The following is a 20,111-nucleotide window of genomic DNA, read 5'->3' as shown; positions in this document are numbered from 1 at the left end:
GCTCAGAGAAACACAGAGAGGTTGTGCGTGGGCAGCGTCGTGGAGTCGAGCAGGATGGTGCGGGCCACGAGCTTCCATTGGCCGTCCAGACGACGTAGCAGGTCGTGCCGTTCCGCGCTGAGCAGGTCGTTGCTGCGGTCGTCCCCGCGCGTGCGGTACAGCAGCAGGTTGGACTTGACGCTGACTTCGTCGGCACCGGCACCCTCGCGGACCCGGACGTTGGTGACGAAGTGGCGTGTGCGCGAACGCGGCTCCTCGGCCCAGGCGGAGCCGGACTCCAGGCGGGCGATGCGCATCTCCAGCCGGTAGCGGGTCTCCTGGAAATGAAAGGCCTCGGCGGAAAAGCCGGCGCCGCTGCGGTTGTCGCGCGTGCTGCGCACCGGCATCCGGTACTCGACCTCCGGGCCCATCATCGCGAGCCAATCGCGGAAGCGGCCGTCGTCCAGCGCCTCCGCTTCCAGCAGCAAGAAATCCTGCACCTCCTGCAGGCGCGCGTCGGCTACGAGCCCGCTCATGTTGCCTCCTGCAGGTAGCGCAGCCACAACTGGTAGAAGCTGCGCTCGGCGGCTTCCGTGTAGTCCATGGAATAAGCTTTCCCGGGGCCGGGCCAGTCGGTCATGAGCGGAAGCGAGGTGGACCCCATCACGTAGCTCAGTTCCTGCGTACCGGCCATGCGGCCGCGGGCCGAGCGCGTGATGCTGGTCCAGTTTTCGGTGTCGTCCTGCTCCAACAGACCGGAGCTGCCGAAACTGAGGACATACGATGTGTACGAGGCGCGCTTGAGCGCCTCCGGTGCGCTCTTGTCGATCAGCATCCAGGACCAGATCTCGATCGTGTCGTGGGCCACCGGCTGCCAGATGCGCAGCGTGAAGTAGGGCACGGGGGCGCCGCCCTGGTCGACGATGGCCGCCGCGGCCAGGAAGCTCAGGTTGGGGAACACGGTGCCGTGCGAGGGGAAGCAGCCACTCTCGAGGATGGCCCTGTGGGCCGGCTCGAAGCGCGCCATCACCTCGGGCCCGTAGCCGCGAGTGCTGCCAGTCCCGGGCGGCATGCGCCGGAAACCAAGGCCGCCGCTATCCGCGTCCACCTGCACGCCGTCAATCAGGAAGTCGGCCGATCCGGGCAACACGCCGACCTTTACAGTGCTGAAGTGCGTCGTCGAGGTGTGGTAGCCATCACCGATGAAATTGCTGGCACCCAGCTTCCAGTTGGCTCTGACTACCCAGCGCTGCGGCTCGCCCACCACCTGCAGACCGGCCTCGCTCTTGCGGGTGTAGAACTCGAGGTAGAAGGCCATGTTGCCGAGGAACTCGGTGAGCGTCGGACCATCACTGCTCAAGCTGGCGAAGATCATTCCGTTCCAGCTTTCGCTGCGCGGCGCTGCCAGCAGCCCCATCTCTTCCTTCTTGATCTCGCCCGGGCCGTAGATTCGGTTCTCGTACGGCACGCCCTGTAGCCGGCCGTCGTTGCGATAGACCCAGCCGTGGTAAGGACAGCGGAATGTCTTGGCGTGGCCGCAGCCTGCTTGCGCCACCCGCATGCCGCGGTGCCGGCAGGAGTTGAACAGCACTCGCACGCCGCCCTCGTCGTCGCGCACGACGATGAACTCGTCGTCCACGATGTGCCGCATGACATAGTCTCCGGGGGCGGGGATCTCGGTTTCGTGCGCCAGGAAGATCCAGGCGCGGCCGAAGATGCGCTCGACTTCGAGCTGGTGCAGGGCCGGGTCACTGAAGACCTTGGCCGGCAACCGGCCGTGGGCGAGCAGTGCCTGCGCCTGGGCGACTAGCTGCTCGCCGGAGTTGGTGTCCATGATTGCCATCAGTGCGCGCTCCTATTGGCTCCAGCCGTTCTTCACCTTGATGGAAGAAATCGAGGGAGTGATGGAGGACTCGACGTCCTTGTAGACGTGAATGGAGACGTTGCTGCTGTCGGCGATGATCAGTCCGATCGGCCCGCGCAGGGTGTGATTCGGCAGGATCTGCGCGCGGCCGAACGAACCTTCGTAACTCGCCCCCTCGAGCGCCTTGGCGATCGCGGTGTTGTCATCGACAGTGCCAGCCTTCTCGATGGCGCGCGCAAGCAGCTGGATGAAGTCGTAGTAGGCCGCAGCGATGCCGACCTGCGCCGGCTCCCCGCTCTTCATCCTCCCGAACAGGGTGGCCGCCTTCAGGAACTCAGGCGGCGTCAGACCCTCGGTAAAGGGAGCGCGAAAGTCGGCCAGCACCAGGCTGGAACTGCCGAGCGGGCCGATCTGCTTCAGGTCCACCGGGCGCATGGTGTAGTTCCATAGCACCGAGCCGGCCTTCAGCTGGACGGCTTGCCGGGTAGCCGACAGTACTTGCGCCTGGGTGCCGATGTAGATGATGTCCGGATTTTTGCCCTTGAGGGTGGTGAGCGGACCCGAAAAGTCGGTGGTGGACACGTCGACCATTTCGGCGCCCACGAACTCCAGGCCGTGCTGCTTGGCCGCTGCCTGCACGGCCGCGGTCATGAACTTGCCGCCTGGGTCGGTGTAGTTCAGGGCCGCGACCCGCCTGGCGTTTGGAAAGTGCTGCTTGATGCCCCCGAGCCAGCCACTGATGACGGGCTGGGCCAGTTCCACCGTGCCAAACAGGTAGGGATGCTTCTGCGGGCCTTCGATCATCAGCGGGTTGGTGACCCGCGGCGCGGCGCCGAAGGAGATGATCCTGGCGTCGGACAGCGCCCGGTACGCCACCTCGGTGGCGAACGAGGGCAGCAGGACGGCCGTGGCGCCGTCGGCGATGATCTCCTTGGCGGCGGCGAGCGTCGCGGCCGGCTCGCCGCGCGTGTCTATACCCTTGTACGCGAGCTCGTACCTCTTGCCCTTGACCGTGACACCGCCGGCCTCATTTATCGCGCGGACGGTGGTTTCGACGGCATGGCTGGTCGAATCGGTCATGATCGATCCGCCACCGGCGCCGGTGCGCTGTGTCAGGTCACCGATCAGGATTTTGCCGGCGAAGGGACCGCGTGCCTGCGCGGCCGCTGAGGCCGGGACCAGTGCCAGCGCGGCGAAGGCGAGCGCCATGCAGGGCGCGATTGCTCTCAAGGCTTTTCTCATTTTGCGTCTCCTTCGAGGAAGTCAGCGACCAGCCGGTTGAAGCGCGCGGCGTGCTCGACCTGGGCCCAGTGGCCGCAACGTGAGAACACATGGAGCTCCGCCCCCTGGATCGCACGCAGGAACTTGAAGGCCGCCTCAACCGGAACGAAGCGGTCGTCCTGTCCCCACACCAGCAGCGTCGGAACCGTGATCCGCGCGAGCTCGTGGCTCATGTCCTCGAGCGGCCCGCGATTACGCATGAATGCCAGGTGCTCGGGGTCCGTGCTGGCAGCGAAGCGCTCCTCCAGCAATTCGTCGGTCAAAAATGAGGCGTCGAACACGAAGGTCGTGATCAGCGCCCGCATCGCTTCCTTGGATGGGTTCTGGAAATACGCGCGCATGGCACGGATGCCTTCCGGCGGCTGCGGCGCCAGGGTGCCGAGGCCGGCGCCGGCCGCACCCATCAACACCATCTTCGTCACACGATCCGGGTTGTCGAGCGCGAAGCGCGCTGTTGTAGCGCCGCCCATCGAGTTGCCGATCATGGCCGCCGTGCGGATCTCCAGCTTGTCGAAGAAGTCCTTCAGGACCTTGCTGTTGTGGGCAAGCGGACGCTCGACCACACCGGTCGGCTTGTCGGAGCCGCCGAAGCCGGGCAGGTCCGGCAGGATGACCCGGTGCCGGCGCGACAGCGCCTCCAGGTTGCCGCGGTAGTTGCTCCAAGCGGTGGCGCCCGGCCCGGCGCCATGCAGGCACACGAGCGGCTCACCGGAGCCCTGCTCCAGGTAATGGATGCGCGTGGTTCCCGCTTGGACGTATTTCGATACTGGCTTCGGTTGCATCAACGTATCTCCTGCTATTGTTTATGGTTCACCGCCGGCGCCGCACATGGCCCCAGCGGCTGGTCTTTTCGTGCCGCACGACGCTCCATGCCTGCGGTTCGACCTGCATGCCGCCAAAGCCGATTTCCACTTCGATGCCACCCGGCATCTGGGCATAGAACGAGAGCATTCCGTCGTTGGTATGGCGGCCCAGGGTCGCGTTTACGGCGTCGGCAGCCTGCACACGGTCCAAGGCGCGGCCCAGGTCGTCCAGGTCGCGGCACTCCAGCATGAAGTGGGCAAGGCGCTTCGGGTCGGGCATGCCGAGCAGCGCCACCGTGTGATGCCGGCTGTTGCAGTGCAGGAACTGCAGTTCCGCCGGCGGGCGCCCGGGGATGTACAACGGGATGTAGTCGGACACCGCCATGCCCAAGCCCTCGCAGTAGAACTCGGCGCTGCGCTCAGGGACCGGGGTCTTCAGCACCATGTGCCCCAGGCCTTGGGCGCCCGTGACGAAACCGCCGTGTCCGAGCGGCGTCCGCAACGGACGGTGGTTCTCCTCCGTCGCGCCGTAAAACAACTCGATCTCCAGTCCGCTGGGGTCGCTGCAATGGGACAGGCCGGTGACGCCTCGTTCGCGCGCAAGCGCCGCGTCCCGACGGGCTGCAGTTCCCCGCTCGGCCAGGTGTCGCTCGAGCCGCTCCAGGTCTGTGGCGGCGCCCACTTCCAGGCCGGCGGCCACCACGTCGTTGCGAGGCCCGCGTTGGGCCTCGATACGCCAGCTGCGGGAGTCGATTCGCATGCGCACCGCGTCTTCACCGCGCTGCTGCACTTCGACGCCCAGCATGTCGGCGGCGAAGGCCGCAAATGCCTCCAGCTCGACGACCTCGAACACGAGATACCCCAGATTGCGGATGCTCATTGGCAAATCTCCCACGGCCCGCTCATGCCGGCTCCGGCAAGTTGTACAAGGCCGGCAGACCGTCGCCGCCGCGCGGTTGCGCCAGACCGCGGATGCCGAGGCCGCCGTCATAGTTGAGGATCGCGCCGGTGGCCGGCACGTTGTCCTGCCGGCTGGCGAAGAAAACGTAGGCGCCGGCATATTGGTCGGGTGTCGGCACCTGTCTGGTCGGCAGCCTCGCCTCCGCCTTGGCCGGCAGGTCCAGGTCGTGCAGCGAGCACATTTCCATGCCGAGCGCGGCGAGGCCGCGCAAGTCGGTATCGATGACGCCGGGCGCGACGCCGTTCACGCGCACGTGCGGGGCGAACTCGTAGGCGAGCTGGCGCACCAGCCCGAGACCGGCGTGCTTGGTTGCCGTGTACAGCGGCCCCCCGCCACCTGTATGGAAGGCAGCGTTGGACAAGGTCAGGATCACCGAACCGCGGCTGGCCACGAGGGCCGGCAGCGCCGCCTTCGCGGCTAGCAGCGGACCCTTGACGTTGACCTGGAAGATCTCGTCGAAGGCGGCGTCGATCTGGCGTTCCGGCAGTTCCGCCAGCGGCACGCCGTAATCCCAGATCCCCGCGTTCGCCACGAGGCAGTCCAGTGCGCCGAAGCTTGACAGCGCCAGGGCCACCGCCGCCTGGTTGGAAGCCAGCGACCGGACATCACCCTCGCAGGGAGCGACAGCGGCGCCGAATTCCTCGGTGAGCTCGCGCAGGCGGGCGGCGGACCGGTCCAGCACAACCACCCTGCCACCTTCAGCAACGAACCGCTTCACCACGGCACGACCCAACCCCGAGGCACCACCGGTGACAAGCGCTACCTGTTCGGCCAATCTCCGGGACACGCTTCCTTCGGCCATCGAGACTCCGTTCCTGCGACGCGCCGGATCCGGCGCGACTAGCGGCGACTCTAGGAGAGTCTTTATCGAGAATCACTTGGGAATAACCCTCGTGCAGGGCTAAATTCTCCAATGAATCTGTCGAAGATGAGACGGCATCTTGGGCGGTTTATCGAGAATAAAGGTCTGGACCACCTGGACGCGCAGCAGGCGCGAAGGGGGATCAAAATGCCAGGCGCTGCCCAGCCTCGTCGGGGCTGGCCACGAAGGAGCGAGACATGGACACACCGGGTGAAGACCCGCGCACGCTGATCGAGACGACCTACGAGCGGCTGCGCAACGACATCATGGGAGGGCGACTCACACCCGGGACCAAGCTTCGGGTCGAGCACCTCAAGAGCGGGTATGAAGTCAGCAGCGGAACGCTTCGCGAAGCACTTTCCCTGCTGGTGTCGGACGCACTGGTGGAAAGCGAGGGGCGGCGGGGCTTCCACGTGGCTTCGATGTCCTTGGCCGACTTGGAGGACATCACCCGCACCCGCGTGCTGATCGAATGCGAAGCCCTGCGCGAAAGCATGCGGCACGGAACGGCGGTCTGGCGAGCACAAGTGACCGAATCCTTCGAGCAACTCTCGCAAGCCGCAGCGCGCCTGGGCTCCGGCACTTCGTTCGAGGTCTGGGAAATGCGCAACATGGCCTTCCACGAGGCGCTGGTCTCGGCCTGTCCTTCGCGCTGGCTGCGCCACTTTCGCGCCATGCTGTACCAGCACTCGGTACGCTACCGGCGGCTGTCCGTGCCGGTCCAGCCGCAAACTCACCGCGGGGTGGAAAGCCGTTCGGCCTCGGCACCAGTGAGGGCGCACCAGGAACACCAAGCGATCTTCGACGCCGTGATGGCCGACGACCCGCAGCGCGCCACTGCCGCCCTCGGCTGGCATATCTACCTGTCGATCACCCGCATCAAGGCGCTGGGCCTGCTGTCTGATGGGAGCGCGGAAGCCTGACGGCGGCAAAGTGCCCATCGAGCTTCACCGTGCCAACCGGCCGCCGCGCCTAAGACACACGAGATTGAAAGGTTGTTGCTCGCCTTGGCGGAGGCTGTGTCTGCCAAGGTTCAGAGCGAGTTGCACGCACAGCGTGGTCCGCGTAGCAGTCCGCCAGATCATCCCCCAGCGAAGCCTTTCTCCTCTGTACGTGTGTAATCAAGAGGCAAGCTGATCCGACATGTGGCCAGCGCCGCTCCGCTTTGGTGCGGCCGCCCCCGAAGTCAGAGTTTTACTAGGCCTTTACGCACCGCATAGGGAGTCAGGCTTGCGACGTCATTCAGCTGCAGCCGCTGCATGATGCGCGCCCGGTGTACGTCCACGGTCTTCGGGCTCAGGCCGAGCTCGTAGCCAATCTCTTTCGTGGATTTGCCCTCAGCGAGCACTGTGAGGATCTGAACCTGACGAAAGGTAAGCTCGTCGTCGGCGCTGGCTCGCGGCGAAGGCACCAGTTGCTGTGCGAGTTTTCCTTCGAAGAAGCTGCCTTCCGTCATGACGCAACGCAGCGCCTGTTCCAGCGCGGCGGGGGCAGAGTCTTTCATGAGATAACCGCAGGCGCCACTCGCCACAGCGCGACGCACAAAGTCCAGGTGGCTATGCATGGATAGCACGATCACACGCAAGTCGGGATAGCGCCTTGTGATGTGCCCGATAGCCTCAACGCCATCCATTCCAGGCATTCCCCGGACCGCACCAGGTCGTGATCATCGGCGAGCACCACGCGGATAGGTGCAAATACATAGACGACGTATGGGCTTCGAAAGGGCTAGCCGGCTGGCCACGTCCTTGAGCGAGAAGTACTCGCCCTCCCGGCCACCCGCCGGTTCGGCTGACCGCTCTTGGCCGAAAGCAAAAATTGCTGCGCCTCGAGCGAAGTCGTCAGGAGAACGCCGGTTCCTGGCCAACATCCGGCTCACGTGGCTGCCGTGTTTGGCTTTACACGTCCGATGTCCTCATAAACGTGCTTGGTTTCGAGGAACTCCAGCAGCGCCTCGGCTCCGTGCAGGCGGCCGTAGCCACTGGCGCCGAAGCCGCCGGTTTCCGCCTCGGGTAGCAGCTTGTTGTGAGTGTTGATCCACACCGTGCCGCTGCGCAAGGCACGCGCTACGCGGCGGGCACGCGCGCCGTCGTGCGTCCACACGCTCGCAGAGAGGCCATAGCGCGTCGCGTTGGCCCGCGCGACAGCGTCGCCCTCTTCCCGGAAGCTTTCGAGGTTGAGGACCGGTCCGAAGAATTCCTCCTGCACAAAGGGCGAATCTAGGGCGCTGACCTGGATCAGGCTGGGCCGGATGAAGGCGCCGCGCGAGAGACGGCCGTCCAGCACCTCGCCGCGCACGATCACGTCCCCGTGCTGGCGCGCCTGATCGACGAGGCGGGCGATACGGTCGCGATTGGCGATGTCGATCTGCGGTCCCATCTGGCTTTCCGGCTCGGTAGCCGGCCCCACCGCCATGCTGCGGAACTGCGTGGCCAGTTCGTCTCGCATGGGCTCGATCAGGCTTTCGTGCACCAGCACCCGGTCAAGCGCGGTGCACTGCTGGCCCGCGGCAATCGTGGCGGCGGCCGCCAGCTGCGCGGCGATGGCCTTCGGGTCCGCATCGGCGAACACGATGGCGGGCGCCTTGCCGCCGAGTTCCAGGTTCAGGCGCTTGAGCGTCGGTACGGCAGCGGCCATGATGCGCTGGCCGACTTGAACGCTGCCGGTGAAGCTGATCACGTCCACGTCGCTTGAAATCACCAGCGCCTCGCTCGGCTGGCTGCTGGTGCAGCTGTAGAAATTGACCACGCCTCGCGGGAGGTTCGGAATCTCGGTCAGGCATCGCAGCAGCTCGGTCTGGAACAGTGCCGACTGCGGCGCCATCTTGATCACGCTCGTGCACCCGGCCGCCATCGCCGGCGCGAGCGAGCGCACCAGCAGGATCGCGGCAGCATTCCAGGGCACGATGATGCCCGCCACGCCGGCCGCTTCGCGGCTCAGCACGGACAGGGCGCCCGGCTCGACCTCGGTGGTGCGGCCGAAGATGGTGCGTGCCAGCCCCGCATAGAAGCGGATCTCGGACACGGTGCCGGCCAGCTCGGCTTGCGCCGGCTTCAACAGCTTGCCGGTTTCACGGGCGAGCAGCAGCGCCAGTTCATCGGCGCGCAGCTCGACGCGGTTGGCGAACTCCAGCATCACGGCCGCCCGCAGGCGCGGCGCATGCGCCCAGTCGCTCTGCTCGAACGCACGGCGAGCGGCGCTGATGGCGGCTTCGGCGGTGCCGACGTCGGCGTCGGCGAACTGGCCGAGCACGAGGCCGGTGGAGGGGTCGATGCTGTCGGCGGCGGCCCGGCTGGCGACCGGCGTCCATTGGCCGCCGATCCAGGGTTGCGCGATGGGGGTCATGTCTGTTGTCTCTCCGATAAGGCCGCACTGCGGCAGGTTCATCCCGGTGCCGGCGGCCTCAATGCATGACCGAGCCGCCATCCACCACGATCGTCTCGCCCGTCATGAACGCGCAGGCGTCCGAGGCGAGGAACAGCAGCGGCTCGACCAGGTCTTCCGGGGTCTGGTCGCGCTTGATGGCGCGGCTGGCGATCACGGGGCCGGTCAGCTTCTCGCGCAGGTCTGCGTTCTGGATCACCCCTTCGCTGAGCACCAGGCCGGGCGCCAGCGTGTTGACGCAGATGCCGTCGCCGCCGACTTCGCGTGCCAGCGCCCGGGTCAGCGCCAGGATGGCGCCCTTGGACGTCACGTAGTGCAGCAGGTTCGGCGTGCCCTTGAACGGTGTCCCGGATGAAATGTTGATGATGCGTCCGTAGCCTCTGCTGCGCATGAACGGCACCACGGCCTTGGCGCAGACGAAGGGCCCGCGCACGTTGACCGCCATCACCTTGTCCCACTCGGCCACGTCGATCTCGGAAAACGGCTTCAACTGCAAGGAGGCGTACACCGCCGCATTGTTGACCAGGATGTCGATGCGGCCGAAATGTTCGTTGACCGCCTCGGCCATTGCCAGGACCGAAGCTTCGTCGGCGACATTCACCTGGACGGCCATCGCACGGCCCCCATCGGCTTCGATTTCCTTGGCCAGCGCCGTGCCGTCCAGGATGTCGGCGATGGCGACGCGCGCGCCTTCGGCCGCCATCGCACGCGCGTAGGCAGCACCTATCCCTTGCGCGCCGCCGGTGATGATGGCGACGCGATCTTTGAGCTTCTGCATGGACTTCTTCCGATGAATGGAGGGATGGACGGCGCCGCAGGCGCGACGCCCGAATCGGTTAACCGATGAATGCGGTCACCAGGTACGGCTGCCAGCACAGCAGGATCAGGATCAGCAACGTGGCAACCAGGAACGGCATCAGCGGGCGCAGGATTTCAGCCGGCGTTGCACCGGTCACGCGCGCGGCCACGTAGAGGGCCGTGCCGACCGGCGGCGTCAGCAGGCCCAGCGTTAGGTTGATGCAGATGATCACGCCGAAGTGGTAGGGGTTGATGCCGTACACCTGGGTCGCCACCGGCAGCAGGATGGGCACCAGCAGGATCAGGGCGGCGATGCCATCGATCACGGTGCCGACCGCCAGCACCAGGGCGGTGACCAGCAGCATGAAGGTGAAGGGGTCGGTGGTGATCTGCTGCAGCAGCAAGGCCAGTTGCTGCGGGATCTTCTCGAACACGATAACCCAGCCGAAGACGCCGGCTGCGGCCACCAGGGCCAGCACCACCGCGCTGTTGACGGCCACCCGCAGCAGCATGTCGCCGATGCGGTCGAAACGGATTTCGTTGTGCGCGAAGATGCCCACCAGCACGGCCATCAGGGCGCCGACCGCCGCCGCTTCGGTCGGCGTCGTGATCCCGCCGAGGATGCCGCCGATCATGACGATCGGCACCAGCAGCGATGGAATGGCGGCCCCGATGTTGCGCAGCTTCTGCTGGCGTGACAGGCGCTCGCCCGGCGGATACTTGTACCGGTAGCCCAGCAGCGCGACCACGCAGATGAAGGCAGAGGCCATCAACATGCCGGGCACGATGCCGGCGATGAACAGGTCGCCGATCGAGATCTGGGCCAGTACGCCAAAAATCACGAACAGCATGGACGGTGGAATCACCGGGGCGAGCAGGGCGCCGGCACAGGTCGTGGCCGTCGCGAAGCCGCGCGGATAACCCTGCTTTTCCATCTCCGGCACCATCACCTGCGCCATCACCGCGACCTGCGCATTGGCCGAGCCCATGATGGAGGCAAGGAACATGTTGGCCAGGATGTTGATGTAGGCGAGCCCGCCGCGCACGTGGCCCACGAACACCGAGGCCAGCGCGACCAGCCGGCGCGTGATGCCGCCTTCGTTCATCAGTTCGCCCACCGCCAGGAACAGCGGGATGGCGAGCAGGCCGTAGTTTTCGAGGCTGGCAAAGAACTGTTGCGGGAACGACAGGTAGAGCACCGGATTGCCGCTTGCATAGATGTAGGTCAGCGCGACCATCGCCAGCACCAGCGCGATGGGAAGGCCGAGAAACAGCAGGGAGGTGAAGACGGCCGCGATCATTGGTTTGCTCCACTGTTACCGGCCAGCGGGGCCGGCAAGCCGGACGCGATGCCCACCGAGGCGGGCGTCGCCACGGTTCGCAGCAGGTTGGAGAGCGCATGCACGCTGGTGGTGACAGCCACCAGCGGCACGACCAGCCAGAACCAGAACTTGGCGACTCCGAGCGTGGCCGTGGTGTCCTGGTACATGAAGTTGAAGGTCTGGCCGGAGAACTCGCGCGTGTCGAATCCGACGCGCATCAGCGTCAACGGATCGAACCAGCGGTAGCACAGCACCAGCAGCGTGATGCCGAACACCAGCACCAGCAGGTCGATCAGGATTCTCATGATCTTCATCAGCAAGGGCGGCACCGCATCGACCAGCATCGTGACGGCGACCGCATCGCGCGTCTTGAGGGTCAGCGACATGCCGATCATCGCCAGCCACACCATGACCAGGACGGACAGTTCGTCTATCCAGTAGATCGGGCTGCGCATGGCGCGACCGGCCACGTTGGCCAGGACCATCAGCGGCAGTGCCAGGGCGATCAGGCGCACCACGCCGCGTTCTGCTTGGGCGATGCGGTCGCTCAGGTTCGTAATGGTTTTCAGCACGGAAGTCTCCAGCTTGAAGGCGGCGCAGGGGCGCGGCGTGCCCCTGCGCCGCCTCCGTGCCGTTACTTGATGGCGGCGGCTTCGCGGCGCAGCTCGGCCAGCACCGGCGTGCGCTTGAGCCAGATGTCTTCCCACTGCTTGAGCGTGTTGCCGAAGAACTCGGGACCGACCTTCACCACCTTGACCTTGGTGCCCTGCACGCTCTTTTCCATCTCCTGCTCCACCTGGACGTATTTGTCGAACAGGCCGTTGAGATGCTTGCGCGCGGCGCCGGCGACCAGGTCGCGGTCAGCCGGCGACATGGTCTGCCACAGGCGGCCGGAGACCAGGCCCACGACCGGGAACATCATGTGGTTCGACTGCAGCAGCGTGTTGCCGCGCTCGTAGAACTTCATGCGGTACACCAGTTCCATGTCCGCATCCACGCCATCCACCTGGCCGTTGGCCAGCGAATCGTAGACGTCGGTCAGCGGCATCGGGGTCGAAGCCGCTCCCAGCAGCTGGTAGAAGTCGCGCACCGGCGGGAACGGCGTGATGCGCATCTTGCGGCCCTTCAGGTCGGCGGCGGCGTTGGTCGGGAACGCATTGAGCATCAGCCGCATCGAGGCCACGCCGTAGCCGACCCCCACCGCGCCGACTTCACGCGGCAGGCGCTCGAGCATCTTCTGCGCGGTCGGGCCGTTCAGCAGCACGCCGGCCTGCTTGACGTCCTTGACGAGGTAGGGGGCGAACAGCGCGCTGTAGTCGGGCACGCGGTTGGTGATTTCGGCGGCGGTCATGAAGGCCATGTCGAGCGCGCCGGTCTGCAGTTGCTGCAGCATCTGCGCCTCGTTGCCGAGCTGGCCCGAGGGGAAGATCGTGACCGAGTACTTGCCGTTGGACTTCTGCTTGAGTTCTTCGCCCATCGCGACCGCGGCCTTCGACCATTCGTGGCTGGCCGGCACGATCAGCCCCAGGCGCATTTCCTTGGCGCTGGCTGTCGCGCCCGCGGTGAGGCCGGCAGTGACGGCGAGGATGGCAAGCAGCTTGTTGAATTTCATGGGTCGTCTCCTTGTGCTGATAGGTGGGGTGCTCTCGGGTTGCGATGGCTGCCCGCCATCGCAATGCTTCTCGATTTGGACTCTACGAGCCGGTGCGCGGCGCGGCATTGTCAGAAGCTCCGGGCTTTTGCCATGGAGTCTTGATCGATGTGCGGTTGCAGCGTCGGATCGCGGCCGCGGGACGAAGGCAAGCCCGCTTGCCTACCCGCGCCTGGCGTCCTGAATGCCGGGCCTTGCCAGCGGGGCGGCCTCTTCGGCACCGTCGTCGGCCGCCTGCGCCTGGCCGGCGCGCGTGACCTGCTGCGACCGCAGCTTGGCCTGGTCTTCCTCCTTGCGCGCCTCGTCCGACATGCCGTTGAACAGCGTGCCGAGCAGACCCTTGTTCAAATCGCTGGTGCCGAACAGCGCATCGCAGATGGGGAAGGTGAGGTTGAAGTTGCGGGTGTGCATGAAATCGGGGTTGTGATGAAGCACGTGCATGCGGCGCACCGTGTTGACCAGCGGCAGGCGATCCAGGATCGGATGCTCGAGATGCGACAAGGTGTGCAGGCCTTCGTACATCAGGAAGTACGACGCCATGGTCAGCATGGCGATGTATCCCGCATTGGCCGACCACAGGCTGCCGACCAGCAGTGCAGCCGGCAGGGCCGCCAGCACGAACAGCACCGGCGCGAACGGCGGGAACAGCAGCGCGCGCCACTCCTTGTGGCCGTCGTAGTCGAGCGTCTTGTGCGAGAAGAACTGGTGGTGGGTCGCGACGTGGCGCTTGTAGGCCGGCTTGATCCAGCTCTTCGGGCTGTGGAGAAGGTAGCGGTGCCCGGCCCATTCCGCCCAGTTCCCGAACAGAAACATCGGCACCACGACGAACAGCCATTCCTGCCAGGTCGTGTTCTGCAACTGCGCCGCGCAGTACCAAACCACGCCGATCGTGAATGCCAGCGTGAAACCCAGGTGCATCTCGCCGCGGTACCAGCCGGGGGTATCTTCCACGTACTGTTTCCTGTAGGACAGGGACCGTGCAACGATTTCCTCTTCCCGATTCATGGTGACTCCTTTCATTTCGCACAGCAGTCCGGCGCGGGCGCACCGGACTGGCCTTTCGGCAATCAATTAAGTACACTGCCTTAGATAAGTCTACACCCTTAACTAACCATGTCAACCTTGAAACCAGTGCGCTCCGACGGGAAGGAAACCCGAGCGCGGATGAAGGCGGCCGCACAGCGCCTGTTCGCGCTGCACGGCATCGACGGCGTGACGGTGGCCGACATCGTTGCGGCGGCCGGACAGCGCAACAAGGCTTCGCTGCAGTACCACTTCGGCTCGAAAGAAGAACTGGTCGGCGAACTGCTGGTCGATGGCGCGCAGAAGGTGGATGCCGTCCGCCAGGCCCTGCTCGACCAGATGGCGGCGGCCGGCGGTCCGCGCCATGTGCGTGAGGTGCTGGATGCCTTCATCCGGCCGGTCTACGAGCTGACGGTGACCGAGGCCGAAGGCAGTACCTACCTGCGCTTCCTGTCGAACGTGCAGCTCACGCACCGCGCGCTGTTCCGCGCCTACATCGGAACCAAGTGGAATACAGGCTATCGCCGCTGCCTCGAGCATTTCCGCCAGCTGCTGGCCGACATCCCCGAGCCGCTGCTGGAGCAGCGCATGTCGCTGGTGGCGATCTACACGACGTCGGTGTTCTCGATCAAGGAAGCGCCGGCGGACGAGCCGCACGCGTCGAGCCGGCTGTGGAGGCGCAAGTTCACGCTGGACAACATCCTCGACACCTTCGAGGCGATGCTGGTGTGCGCACCTTCGGCGGCGACGCTGGACAAGCTGGGATAGTCAGTACAGCTGCACCACGCGCCGGTATTCGCTGGGCGTGACGCCGACCTGGCCGCGGATGAAGCGCGTGAAGTGGCCCTGGTCGGAAAAACCCAGGTCCTGCGCGAGACGCCCAAGGGTGGTCCGATCGTCGGCCTGCGCCAGGCGCCGGCAGGCGGTCTCGGCGCGCAAGGTGTTGACGTAGACGTGCGGCGTCATCCCGGTGCAGCGGCGAAAGCGCACGAAGAACTGGGCGCGCGACAGATGCGCCGAGGCGGCAAGCCGGTCCGCATCCAGCGGCTGGCCCAGGTGCTCGCCGATGTGGGTGAGCGCGCGCTGGATGCGCGAATCGGGCAAGCGCAGCCCTTCCGGCCGCATCAGGTCCTGGATGCTCTCCCATGCCGAGAACTGTTCGCTGATGGCCAGCATCAGCTCGAACAGTGCGCTCTCCAGGCGCTCCTGCTTCATCGGAATCGGCGACATCAGGTCACCGGTCAGGTCATCGGCCAGCTTGCGGATGCGGGGAGTGATCTGGACGCAGGGCCGCGGAAAGAAGCGGGGATGCGCTGCCAGGCGCAGCGGGTCGTACAGCGTCGCCAGCCACCTGGGTTCGATGTACAGCGCCAGGTAGACGGTGCGCGGAAAGTCCGGTTCGCTGTAGAAGTAATGGGGCTCCCAGGCGTTCACCAGGATGGCGGTGCGGTCGGTGACCGGCAGCCGCTCCTCGCTGACGTAGAAGGCGGAATCGGCGCCGCTGGCCTTGAAGATCACGTGGCACTGCGAGTGCGCATGCGACACCAGCGGGGTATCCATGTCGAGCAGTGCCAGCCGACCGAATTCGCCCTGCGCGATCCTGAGTGCTGTCGTCATTGATCCTCCTGAAGGAACCTTGCCGTCGCACCGTCGGAGCCGACCTGACGTTCAGGAGCCGACGAACTTGGGATTGCGTTTGCCGTGGAAGGCCTCGACGCCCTCGCGGAAGTCATCGGAGCTGCGCAGCCGGCTGTAGCAATGGCCTTCCAGCTCGATGGCCACGGTCAGCGTGGAGTCTTCGGTGTCGTTGAGCAGCTTCTTGGCGGTGCGCTGCGCGATGGGCGAGAAGGCGCGCAGCTCGTCGACCAGGCGATCGGTGGCCGCTTCCAGCTCGGCATCGGGCACGCATTCGGTGGCCACGCCCCACTCGTAGGCCTGCTGGCCGGGAATGCGGCGCGAGCGCATCACGATGTCCTTGGTGCGGGTGATGCCCACCATCTTCTGCAGGCGGGCCGATCCGCCGGAGCCGGGGATCTGCCCCAGCTTCTGCTCGGGCAGGGCGTAGCGCGTGGTGTCGGTCACCAGGCGGAAGTCGCAGGCCAGCGAGATCTCGAAGCCGACACCGAAGCAGTAGCCGCGGTTGGCGGCGATCACCGGCTTGCTGCAGCGCGCGGGCGCGGCGATGTTCCAGGCCAGCTTGGAGACGTGCTCCGGTGACGCTTCCAGGAAGCCCTTGATGTCGCCGCCGCTGGAGAAGTGCTCGCCTTGGGCGCGCAGCACGATCACCCGCACGGCCGGGTTCTCGTCCAGGGACTCGAACACCAGGCGCAGCTGGTCGCGCTGGGCCATGGAGATGATGTTGAAGGGCGGGCGGTGCAGCACGATGTCGGCGCGCTCGCGCGCGGCGTCGATCTGGACGCTGAAGCCGTCCAGTTCTTCGAGCAGGGTCTGGGCGGGGTGGGTCAGTCGGGTCATGGAAGGTCTCTTGGGAATGGATGGAACTGGAGAGGTGATTCAGGCATGGGGCTCGTGCACCCGTGCGGCGGGCTCGGACCGGCGCAGGCCCTCCCAGCGCTTGACGAGATCGCTGTGGTCCACGTCGAACAGGTCCAGCACGCGGCCGACGGTGTGGTTGACCATGTCGTCCAGCGACGCGGGACGCACGTAGAACGCCGGCACGGGCGGGAACACGATGGCGCCCATCTCGGTCACAGCGGTCATGTTGCGCAGGTGCGCCAGGTTCAGCGGCGTCTCGCGCGCCAGCAGCACCAGCCGCCGGCGTTCCTTCAGCACCACGTCGGCGGCGCGGCTGACCAGGTTGTCGGCCAACCCATGCGCGATGCCGGCCAGCGTCTTCATCGAGCAGGGCGCCACCACCATGCCGGCGGTGCGGAAGGACCCGCTGGAGACGGTGGCGCCGATGTCCTTGACGCTGTGCACTTCGTCGGCCAGGGCCTCGATCTCGCTGCGCTTGAGGTCCACCTCCTGCGAGGCGGTGAGCGCGCCGGAGGCGGACATCACCAGGTGCGTCTCCCACCCGGGAAGGGCGCGCAGCACCTGCAGCAGGCGGATGCCGTAGATGGCACCGCTGGCGCCCGTGATCGCCACGATCAGGCGCCTCGTGGTCATCTCTGCACCTCGCCGGTCATGAAGTCGACGCGGGCCGAGGTGTCGATCTGTGCGGCCAGGTCTTCGGTGTCCTCGCCCGGCACGCGCACCTTGGTGAAGACGTGCTCGTGGTAGACCACCGGCCGGGTGGCGTCCAGGCCCATCTTGGCGCTCATGCCCTGCAGGTGGGACGGCGGCGCGCTGTCCTCGCCGAATTCCTGCCCCACCGTGGTGGAGGGATCGAGCACCGAGCCTTGCGCCCCGGCGATCACGACCAGATCGCGGTCCGCCTGGAAGCGCGTGGCCACGGCCCATTCCACCTGCAGCGGGTCGTGCACCTCGACGTCGTCGTCCACCACCACCACCTGCTTGATGTCGTAGTGGGCGCCGAAGGCCGCGCAGATCACGTTCTTGGGCTGGCCCTCGTGGGTCTTCCTGATCTTCACGAACAGGTGGTAGCGGCCGACGCCGCCGATGGACAGGTGCACGTCCAGCACGTTGGGGAAGCTGCGCTGCAGGTGCGCCAGCAGCGTCGCCTCGCGCGGGATGGAGCCCAGCAGGAGGTGCTCCATCTCGGCCGGCACGATGGTGTGGAAGACCGGATCGCGGCGATGGCTGATGGCGTCCACCTGGATCACCTCGCGGTGCTCGCGCGCGCTGTAGTACTTGGGGAACTCGCCGAACGGGCCTTCCAGCTCCTTGACCCCCGGCAGGATGCGGCCTTCGATCACCACCTCGGCGTCGGCCGGCACGCGCACGTCGTTGGTCAGGCACCTGGCCACGCGCAGCGGCGCGCCGTGCAGGGCTCCGGCGATCTCCAGCTCGTCGCAGTCGAGCGGGGCGATGGCCTGCGAGGCCAGCAGCGTGAGCGGATCCACGCCGATCGCCACCGCCACTTCCAGCGGCTGCTGGCGCGCCTCGGCCTCCTTGTAGAAGGCCCACAGGTGGCGCGGCAGCATCAGCAGGGCCATGCGGTCCTTGGCGTGGACCTGAATCCGGTTGATGGAGACGTTCTGCACCCCGGTCTTCGGGTTGCGGGCGATCACCAGGCCGGCGGTGATGTAGGGGCCGTTGTCGTGCTCGCTGTGGGTGGGGATGGGCAGCACCTGGCGCGGATCGACGCCCTTGTGCACCACCTGCTGGCACAGCGCCTCGCCCCCCGGCACTTCCTGCCAGGGCAGGGGGTTCTCGGCGGCATGGCGAAAGCGCTGCAGCAGTTGCGACTCGGGCACGCCCATGGCTTCGGCGATCCAGCCGCGGCGCGACATGAAGCCCGAGACCACCGGCACCTCGTGCCCGCCGGGGCGGGGGAAGTAGGCGGCCTGCCGCCCATCGAGCCGCTTGGCGATGGCGGCCAGCTGGTGTTCCAGCTTCACGCCTTCGCGAATGACGGCCACGCGGCCGGTGTCGGACAGGTGGGCGAGCCAGCGGCGCAGGTCGGAGTAGGGAGCGGGGGCGGAGGTGGTCATGGGCGGATACGGGGGAGGAGTCGGATTCAGGCGGAGCGGTTCTCGCCTGCCTGCAGGGGCGTGTACTCGCCAGCCACGAGCTTGCGGCGCAGCACCTTGCCGACGGGGGACTTGGGGATCTCGGAGACGAACACGTACTCGCGCGGCCGCTTGAAGTTGGGCAGGTCGGAGCTGCGGCAGTGCGCATCCAGTGCCTGCGCGTCCAGCGACCCGCCGCCCTCGCGGGTGGTGACGAAGGCCACGACACGCTGTCCCCAGCGCTCGTCCGCCAGGCCGGCCACGGCCACTTCGCCCACGCCGGGGCACAAGGAGATGACGGACTCGATGTCGACCGGCGAGATGTTCTCGCCGCCGCTGATGATCATGTCGTCCACCCGGCCGGTGACGTACAGGTCGCCGTCTTCGTCGAAGTAGCCGGTATCGCCGGTGAAGTACCAGCCGCCGCGCAGCGACTTGGCATTGGCGTCCTCGCGTTTCCAGTAGCCCTCGAAGGCTTCGTCGCCACGCAGGTCGGCAATGATCTGGCCCTCGACCCCGGGGGCCACGCGGTCACCCGCATCGGACGAGTCCAGGCGCACCACGCGCAGCCGGGTGTTGATGCCGGCGCGGCCGGCGCTGCCGGGTTTGTCCAGCGCCTGCTGGTCGATCGAGAAGGTGTACACCTCCGAGGAGCCGTAGTGGTTGACGAAGAGCTCGGGCTCGAAGGCCGCCTGCAGGCGCTTGAGTAGCGCGTCGTGCATGGGGGCGCCGGCAAAGCCGAGTTTCTTCACCGAGGCGATGTCGGGCCCGGGGCCGGTGCCGTGCCCGGCGCGCTCGCGCTGGGTCAGGAGGTCGTGGTAAAGGGTGGGCACCAGGTACAGGCAGGTCAGGCGCTCGGCCTCGACCAGGGCCAGCGCCGCCTTCGCGTCGAAGCGGGGCAGGCAGGCGAACACGCCGTCGACCAGGGCCATGGCGAGCAGGGAGCGCACGCCCATCGTGTGGTACAGGGGCATCACGCCCAGGGTGCGGTCACCGCGGCGGTACAGGTTCTGCGCCACGTGCGCCAGCGCCGCGGCGCGCTCCTGGCGGTGGCGGCGCGGCACGCCCTTGGGTTTGCCGGTGGTGCCCGAGGTGTAGAGCATCAGCGACAGGTCCTCGGCATCGGCCGCGGCCTGCAGGGGCGACGCGGGCCCCGCCAGCAGGGCGTCCCAGTCCAAGGTGGCATCCTGGCCTTCGAGCGGGCCGACGCCGATGCGCGGCAGCCCGCGGGCGCCGCCGCTGGCACGGGTGGCCTCCTCGCTGGAGGCGTCGAAGAACACGGCCTTGGCCTCGGCGTCGGCCAGGCAGTAGTCGATCTCGTCGGACTTGGCGCGCCAGTTCAGCGGCACGATCACCGCGCCCAGGAACTGGCAGGCCCAGTGCAGCGTGGCCGCCTGGTGGCGGTTCTGCAGCACCGACAGGAGCCGGTCGCCGCGGCCGAGCCCCAGGCGCTGCAGACCGGCCACGGTGCGGGCGATCTGCTCGTGCCACTGCGCATAGGTGAGGCGCACGCCGCTGTCCACCAGGGCGAGCGCGTGCGGGCTGCGTTCGACGCTTTGCAGGAAGGTCGTACCGAGGTCGAGCATGG

The 20,111-nt window shown here is 66.7% G+C and carries 20 protein-coding genes; 2 read left to right on the top strand and 18 right to left on the bottom strand.

The window, feature by feature from the left end; genetic code table 11:
* Window positions 1–2: 2 nt before the first annotated feature.
* The 6 genes from EZ242_RS11705 to hcaB are packed head-to-tail and all read right to left on the bottom strand — an operon-like array spanning window position 3 to window position 5,690.
* Window positions 3–515: an aromatic-ring-hydroxylating dioxygenase subunit beta gene (locus EZ242_RS11705; RefSeq protein WP_135285337.1), complete on the bottom strand. Its 513-nt coding sequence runs from the start codon at window positions 513–515 to the stop codon at window positions 3–5.
* Complete coding sequence (locus EZ242_RS11700) at window positions 512–1,822, bottom strand: aromatic ring-hydroxylating dioxygenase subunit alpha (protein WP_135285336.1); 1,311 nt, start codon at window positions 1,820–1,822, stop codon at window positions 512–514. The genes EZ242_RS11705 and EZ242_RS11700 overlap by 4 nt, the downstream gene beginning before the upstream one ends.
* 12 nt (window positions 1,823–1,834) lie before the next feature.
* Window positions 1,835–3,052 carry an ABC transporter substrate-binding protein gene (locus tag EZ242_RS11695; RefSeq protein WP_167784729.1) on the bottom strand — a complete coding sequence of 406 codons (1,218 nt, stop codon included), beginning with the start codon at window positions 3,050–3,052 and terminating at the stop codon, window positions 1,835–1,837.
* 29 nt (window positions 3,053–3,081) lie between these two features.
* The gene (locus tag EZ242_RS11690; RefSeq protein ID WP_135285334.1) at window positions 3,082–3,906 is read right to left on the bottom strand and encodes an alpha/beta fold hydrolase; all 825 of its coding nucleotides are present in this window, start codon (window positions 3,904–3,906) and stop codon (window positions 3,082–3,084) included.
* A gap of 28 nt (window positions 3,907–3,934) precedes the next feature.
* On the bottom strand, window positions 3,935–4,807 hold the full coding sequence (locus EZ242_RS11685) for a VOC family protein (RefSeq protein ID WP_167784728.1): 873 nt from the start codon (window positions 4,805–4,807) through the stop codon (window positions 3,935–3,937).
* A 22-nt stretch (window positions 4,808–4,829) separates the two neighbouring features.
* Window positions 4,830–5,690, bottom strand: coding sequence for a 3-(cis-5,6-dihydroxycyclohexa-1,3-dien-1-yl)propanoate dehydrogenase (hcaB, locus tag EZ242_RS11680; RefSeq protein WP_135285332.1), 861 nt, complete (start codon window positions 5,688–5,690; stop codon window positions 4,830–4,832).
* Between the two features lie 257 nt (window positions 5,691–5,947).
* Here hcaB and EZ242_RS11675 point away from each other — a divergent pair, with 257 nt between their 5' ends.
* A complete protein-coding gene (locus EZ242_RS11675) occupies window positions 5,948–6,673 on the top strand; it encodes a GntR family transcriptional regulator (RefSeq protein ID WP_135285331.1) in 726 nt (241 codons plus the stop codon).
* Between the two features lie 263 nt (window positions 6,674–6,936).
* Here the strand turns inward: EZ242_RS11675 and EZ242_RS11670 are convergent, their stop codons facing one another.
* From EZ242_RS11670 to EZ242_RS11640, 7 genes are all read right to left on the bottom strand, one after another.
* Window positions 6,937–7,383, bottom strand: a complete 447-nt coding sequence (locus tag EZ242_RS11670) for a LuxR C-terminal-related transcriptional regulator (RefSeq protein WP_167784727.1) — start codon at window positions 7,381–7,383, stop codon at window positions 6,937–6,939.
* 242 nt (window positions 7,384–7,625) lie between these two features.
* On the bottom strand, window positions 7,626–9,095 hold the full coding sequence (locus tag EZ242_RS11665) for an aldehyde dehydrogenase family protein (RefSeq protein WP_135285329.1): 1,470 nt from the start codon (window positions 9,093–9,095) through the stop codon (window positions 7,626–7,628).
* A gap of 58 nt (window positions 9,096–9,153) precedes the next feature.
* The gene (locus EZ242_RS11660; RefSeq protein ID WP_135285328.1) at window positions 9,154–9,912 is read right to left on the bottom strand and encodes an SDR family NAD(P)-dependent oxidoreductase; all 759 of its coding nucleotides are present in this window, start codon (window positions 9,910–9,912) and stop codon (window positions 9,154–9,156) included.
* 58 nt (window positions 9,913–9,970) lie between these two features.
* Complete coding sequence (locus EZ242_RS11655) at window positions 9,971–11,233, bottom strand: TRAP transporter large permease (RefSeq protein WP_135285327.1); 1,263 nt, start codon at window positions 11,231–11,233, stop codon at window positions 9,971–9,973.
* Window positions 11,230–11,826 carry a TRAP transporter small permease gene (locus tag EZ242_RS11650; RefSeq protein WP_240787059.1) on the bottom strand — a complete coding sequence of 199 codons (597 nt, stop codon included), beginning with the start codon at window positions 11,824–11,826 and terminating at the stop codon, window positions 11,230–11,232. Before EZ242_RS11650 ends, EZ242_RS11655 begins: the two co-directional genes overlap by 4 nt.
* 62 nt (window positions 11,827–11,888) lie before the next feature.
* Window positions 11,889–12,866, bottom strand: coding sequence for a TRAP transporter substrate-binding protein (locus EZ242_RS11645; RefSeq protein ID WP_135285326.1), 978 nt, complete (start codon window positions 12,864–12,866; stop codon window positions 11,889–11,891).
* A gap of 201 nt (window positions 12,867–13,067) precedes the next feature.
* On the bottom strand, window positions 13,068–13,910 hold the full coding sequence (locus EZ242_RS11640; protein WP_240787058.1) for a fatty acid hydroxylase family protein: 843 nt from the start codon (window positions 13,908–13,910) through the stop codon (window positions 13,068–13,070).
* A 159-nt stretch (window positions 13,911–14,069) separates the two neighbouring features.
* On the opposite strand from EZ242_RS11640, the gene EZ242_RS11635 reads away from it, so the two are divergent.
* Complete coding sequence (locus EZ242_RS11635; protein ID WP_135285325.1) at window positions 14,070–14,696, top strand: TetR/AcrR family transcriptional regulator; 627 nt, start codon at window positions 14,070–14,072, stop codon at window positions 14,694–14,696.
* Here EZ242_RS11635 and EZ242_RS11630 read toward each other — a convergent pair whose 3' ends face one another.
* The 5 genes from EZ242_RS11630 to EZ242_RS11610 are packed head-to-tail and all read right to left on the bottom strand — an operon-like array spanning window position 14,697 to window position 20,109.
* Window positions 14,697–15,545 (bottom strand): AraC family transcriptional regulator, encoded by an 849-nt coding sequence (locus EZ242_RS11630; RefSeq protein ID WP_135285324.1) that lies wholly within the window; start codon window positions 15,543–15,545, stop codon window positions 14,697–14,699.
* A gap of 51 nt (window positions 15,546–15,596) precedes the next feature.
* Entirely contained in the window at window positions 15,597–16,403 is an 807-nt protein-coding gene (locus EZ242_RS11625; RefSeq protein WP_135285323.1) for an enoyl-CoA hydratase/isomerase family protein, read from the bottom strand.
* A gap of 39 nt (window positions 16,404–16,442) precedes the next feature.
* Window positions 16,443–17,057, bottom strand: coding sequence for a UbiX family flavin prenyltransferase (locus tag EZ242_RS11620; RefSeq protein WP_135285322.1), 615 nt, complete (start codon window positions 17,055–17,057; stop codon window positions 16,443–16,445).
* The gene (locus EZ242_RS11615; protein ID WP_135285321.1) at window positions 17,054–18,505 is read right to left on the bottom strand and encodes a UbiD family decarboxylase; all 1,452 of its coding nucleotides are present in this window, start codon (window positions 18,503–18,505) and stop codon (window positions 17,054–17,056) included. The genes EZ242_RS11620 and EZ242_RS11615 overlap by 4 nt, the downstream gene beginning before the upstream one ends.
* 26 nt (window positions 18,506–18,531) lie before the next feature.
* Entirely contained in the window at window positions 18,532–20,109 is a 1,578-nt protein-coding gene (locus EZ242_RS11610; protein ID WP_135285320.1) for an AMP-binding protein, read from the bottom strand.
* Window positions 20,110–20,111 lie beyond the last annotated feature (2 nt).

Source organism: Ramlibacter rhizophilus (assembly GCF_004681965.1).
GTDB lineage: Bacteria > Pseudomonadota > Gammaproteobacteria > Burkholderiales > Burkholderiaceae_C > Ramlibacter > Ramlibacter rhizophilus.
The sequence above is the reverse complement of the archived record's forward strand: the minus strand, read 5'-3'. Positions and strand labels throughout refer to the sequence as shown.

Bases quoted from the DNA above. Each gene is read 5' to 3' on its own strand.
- EZ242_RS11700 (WP_135285336.1), bottom strand. From the start codon at position 1,822: ATGGCAATCATGGACACCAACTCCGGCGAGCAGCTAGTCGCCCAGGCG.
- EZ242_RS11645 (WP_135285326.1), bottom strand. From the start codon at position 12,866: ATGAAATTCAACAAGCTGCTTGCCATCCTCGCCGTCACTGCCGGCCTC.
- EZ242_RS11615 (WP_135285321.1), bottom strand. From the start codon at position 18,505: ATGACCACCTCCGCCCCCGCTCCCTACTCCGACCTGCGCCGCTGGCTC.
- EZ242_RS11670 (WP_167784727.1), bottom strand. From the start codon at position 7,383: ATGGATGGCGTTGAGGCTATCGGGCACATCACAAGGCGCTATCCCGAC.
- EZ242_RS11610 (WP_135285320.1), bottom strand. From the start codon at position 20,109: ATGCTCGACCTCGGTACGACCTTCCTGCAAAGCGTCGAACGCAGCCCG.
- EZ242_RS11655 (WP_135285327.1), bottom strand. From the start codon at position 11,233: ATGATCGCGGCCGTCTTCACCTCCCTGCTGTTTCTCGGCCTTCCCATC.
- EZ242_RS11705 (WP_135285337.1), bottom strand. From the start codon at position 515: ATGAGCGGGCTCGTAGCCGACGCGCGCCTGCAGGAGGTGCAGGATTTC.
- EZ242_RS11690 (WP_135285334.1), bottom strand. From the start codon at position 3,906: ATGCAACCGAAGCCAGTATCGAAATACGTCCAAGCGGGAACCACGCGC.
- EZ242_RS11635 (WP_135285325.1), top strand. From the start codon at position 14,070: ATGAAGGCGGCCGCACAGCGCCTGTTCGCGCTGCACGGCATCGACGGC.
- hcaB (WP_135285332.1), bottom strand. From the start codon at position 5,690: ATGGCCGAAGGAAGCGTGTCCCGGAGATTGGCCGAACAGGTAGCGCTT.
- EZ242_RS11630 (WP_135285324.1), bottom strand. From the start codon at position 15,545: ATGACGACAGCACTCAGGATCGCGCAGGGCGAATTCGGTCGGCTGGCA.
- EZ242_RS11660 (WP_135285328.1), bottom strand. From the start codon at position 9,912: ATGCAGAAGCTCAAAGATCGCGTCGCCATCATCACCGGCGGCGCGCAA.
- EZ242_RS11675 (WP_135285331.1), top strand. From the start codon at position 5,948: ATGGACACACCGGGTGAAGACCCGCGCACGCTGATCGAGACGACCTAC.
- EZ242_RS11695 (WP_167784729.1), bottom strand. From the start codon at position 3,052: ATGGCGCTCGCCTTCGCCGCGCTGGCACTGGTCCCGGCCTCAGCGGCC.
- EZ242_RS11625 (WP_135285323.1), bottom strand. From the start codon at position 16,403: ATGACCCGACTGACCCACCCCGCCCAGACCCTGCTCGAAGAACTGGAC.
- EZ242_RS11620 (WP_135285322.1), bottom strand. From the start codon at position 17,057: ATGACCACGAGGCGCCTGATCGTGGCGATCACGGGCGCCAGCGGTGCC.
- EZ242_RS11685 (WP_167784728.1), bottom strand. From the start codon at position 4,807: ATGAGCATCCGCAATCTGGGGTATCTCGTGTTCGAGGTCGTCGAGCTG.
- EZ242_RS11640 (WP_240787058.1), bottom strand. From the start codon at position 13,910: ATGAATCGGGAAGAGGAAATCGTTGCACGGTCCCTGTCCTACAGGAAA.
- EZ242_RS11665 (WP_135285329.1), bottom strand. From the start codon at position 9,095: ATGACCCCCATCGCGCAACCCTGGATCGGCGGCCAATGGACGCCGGTC.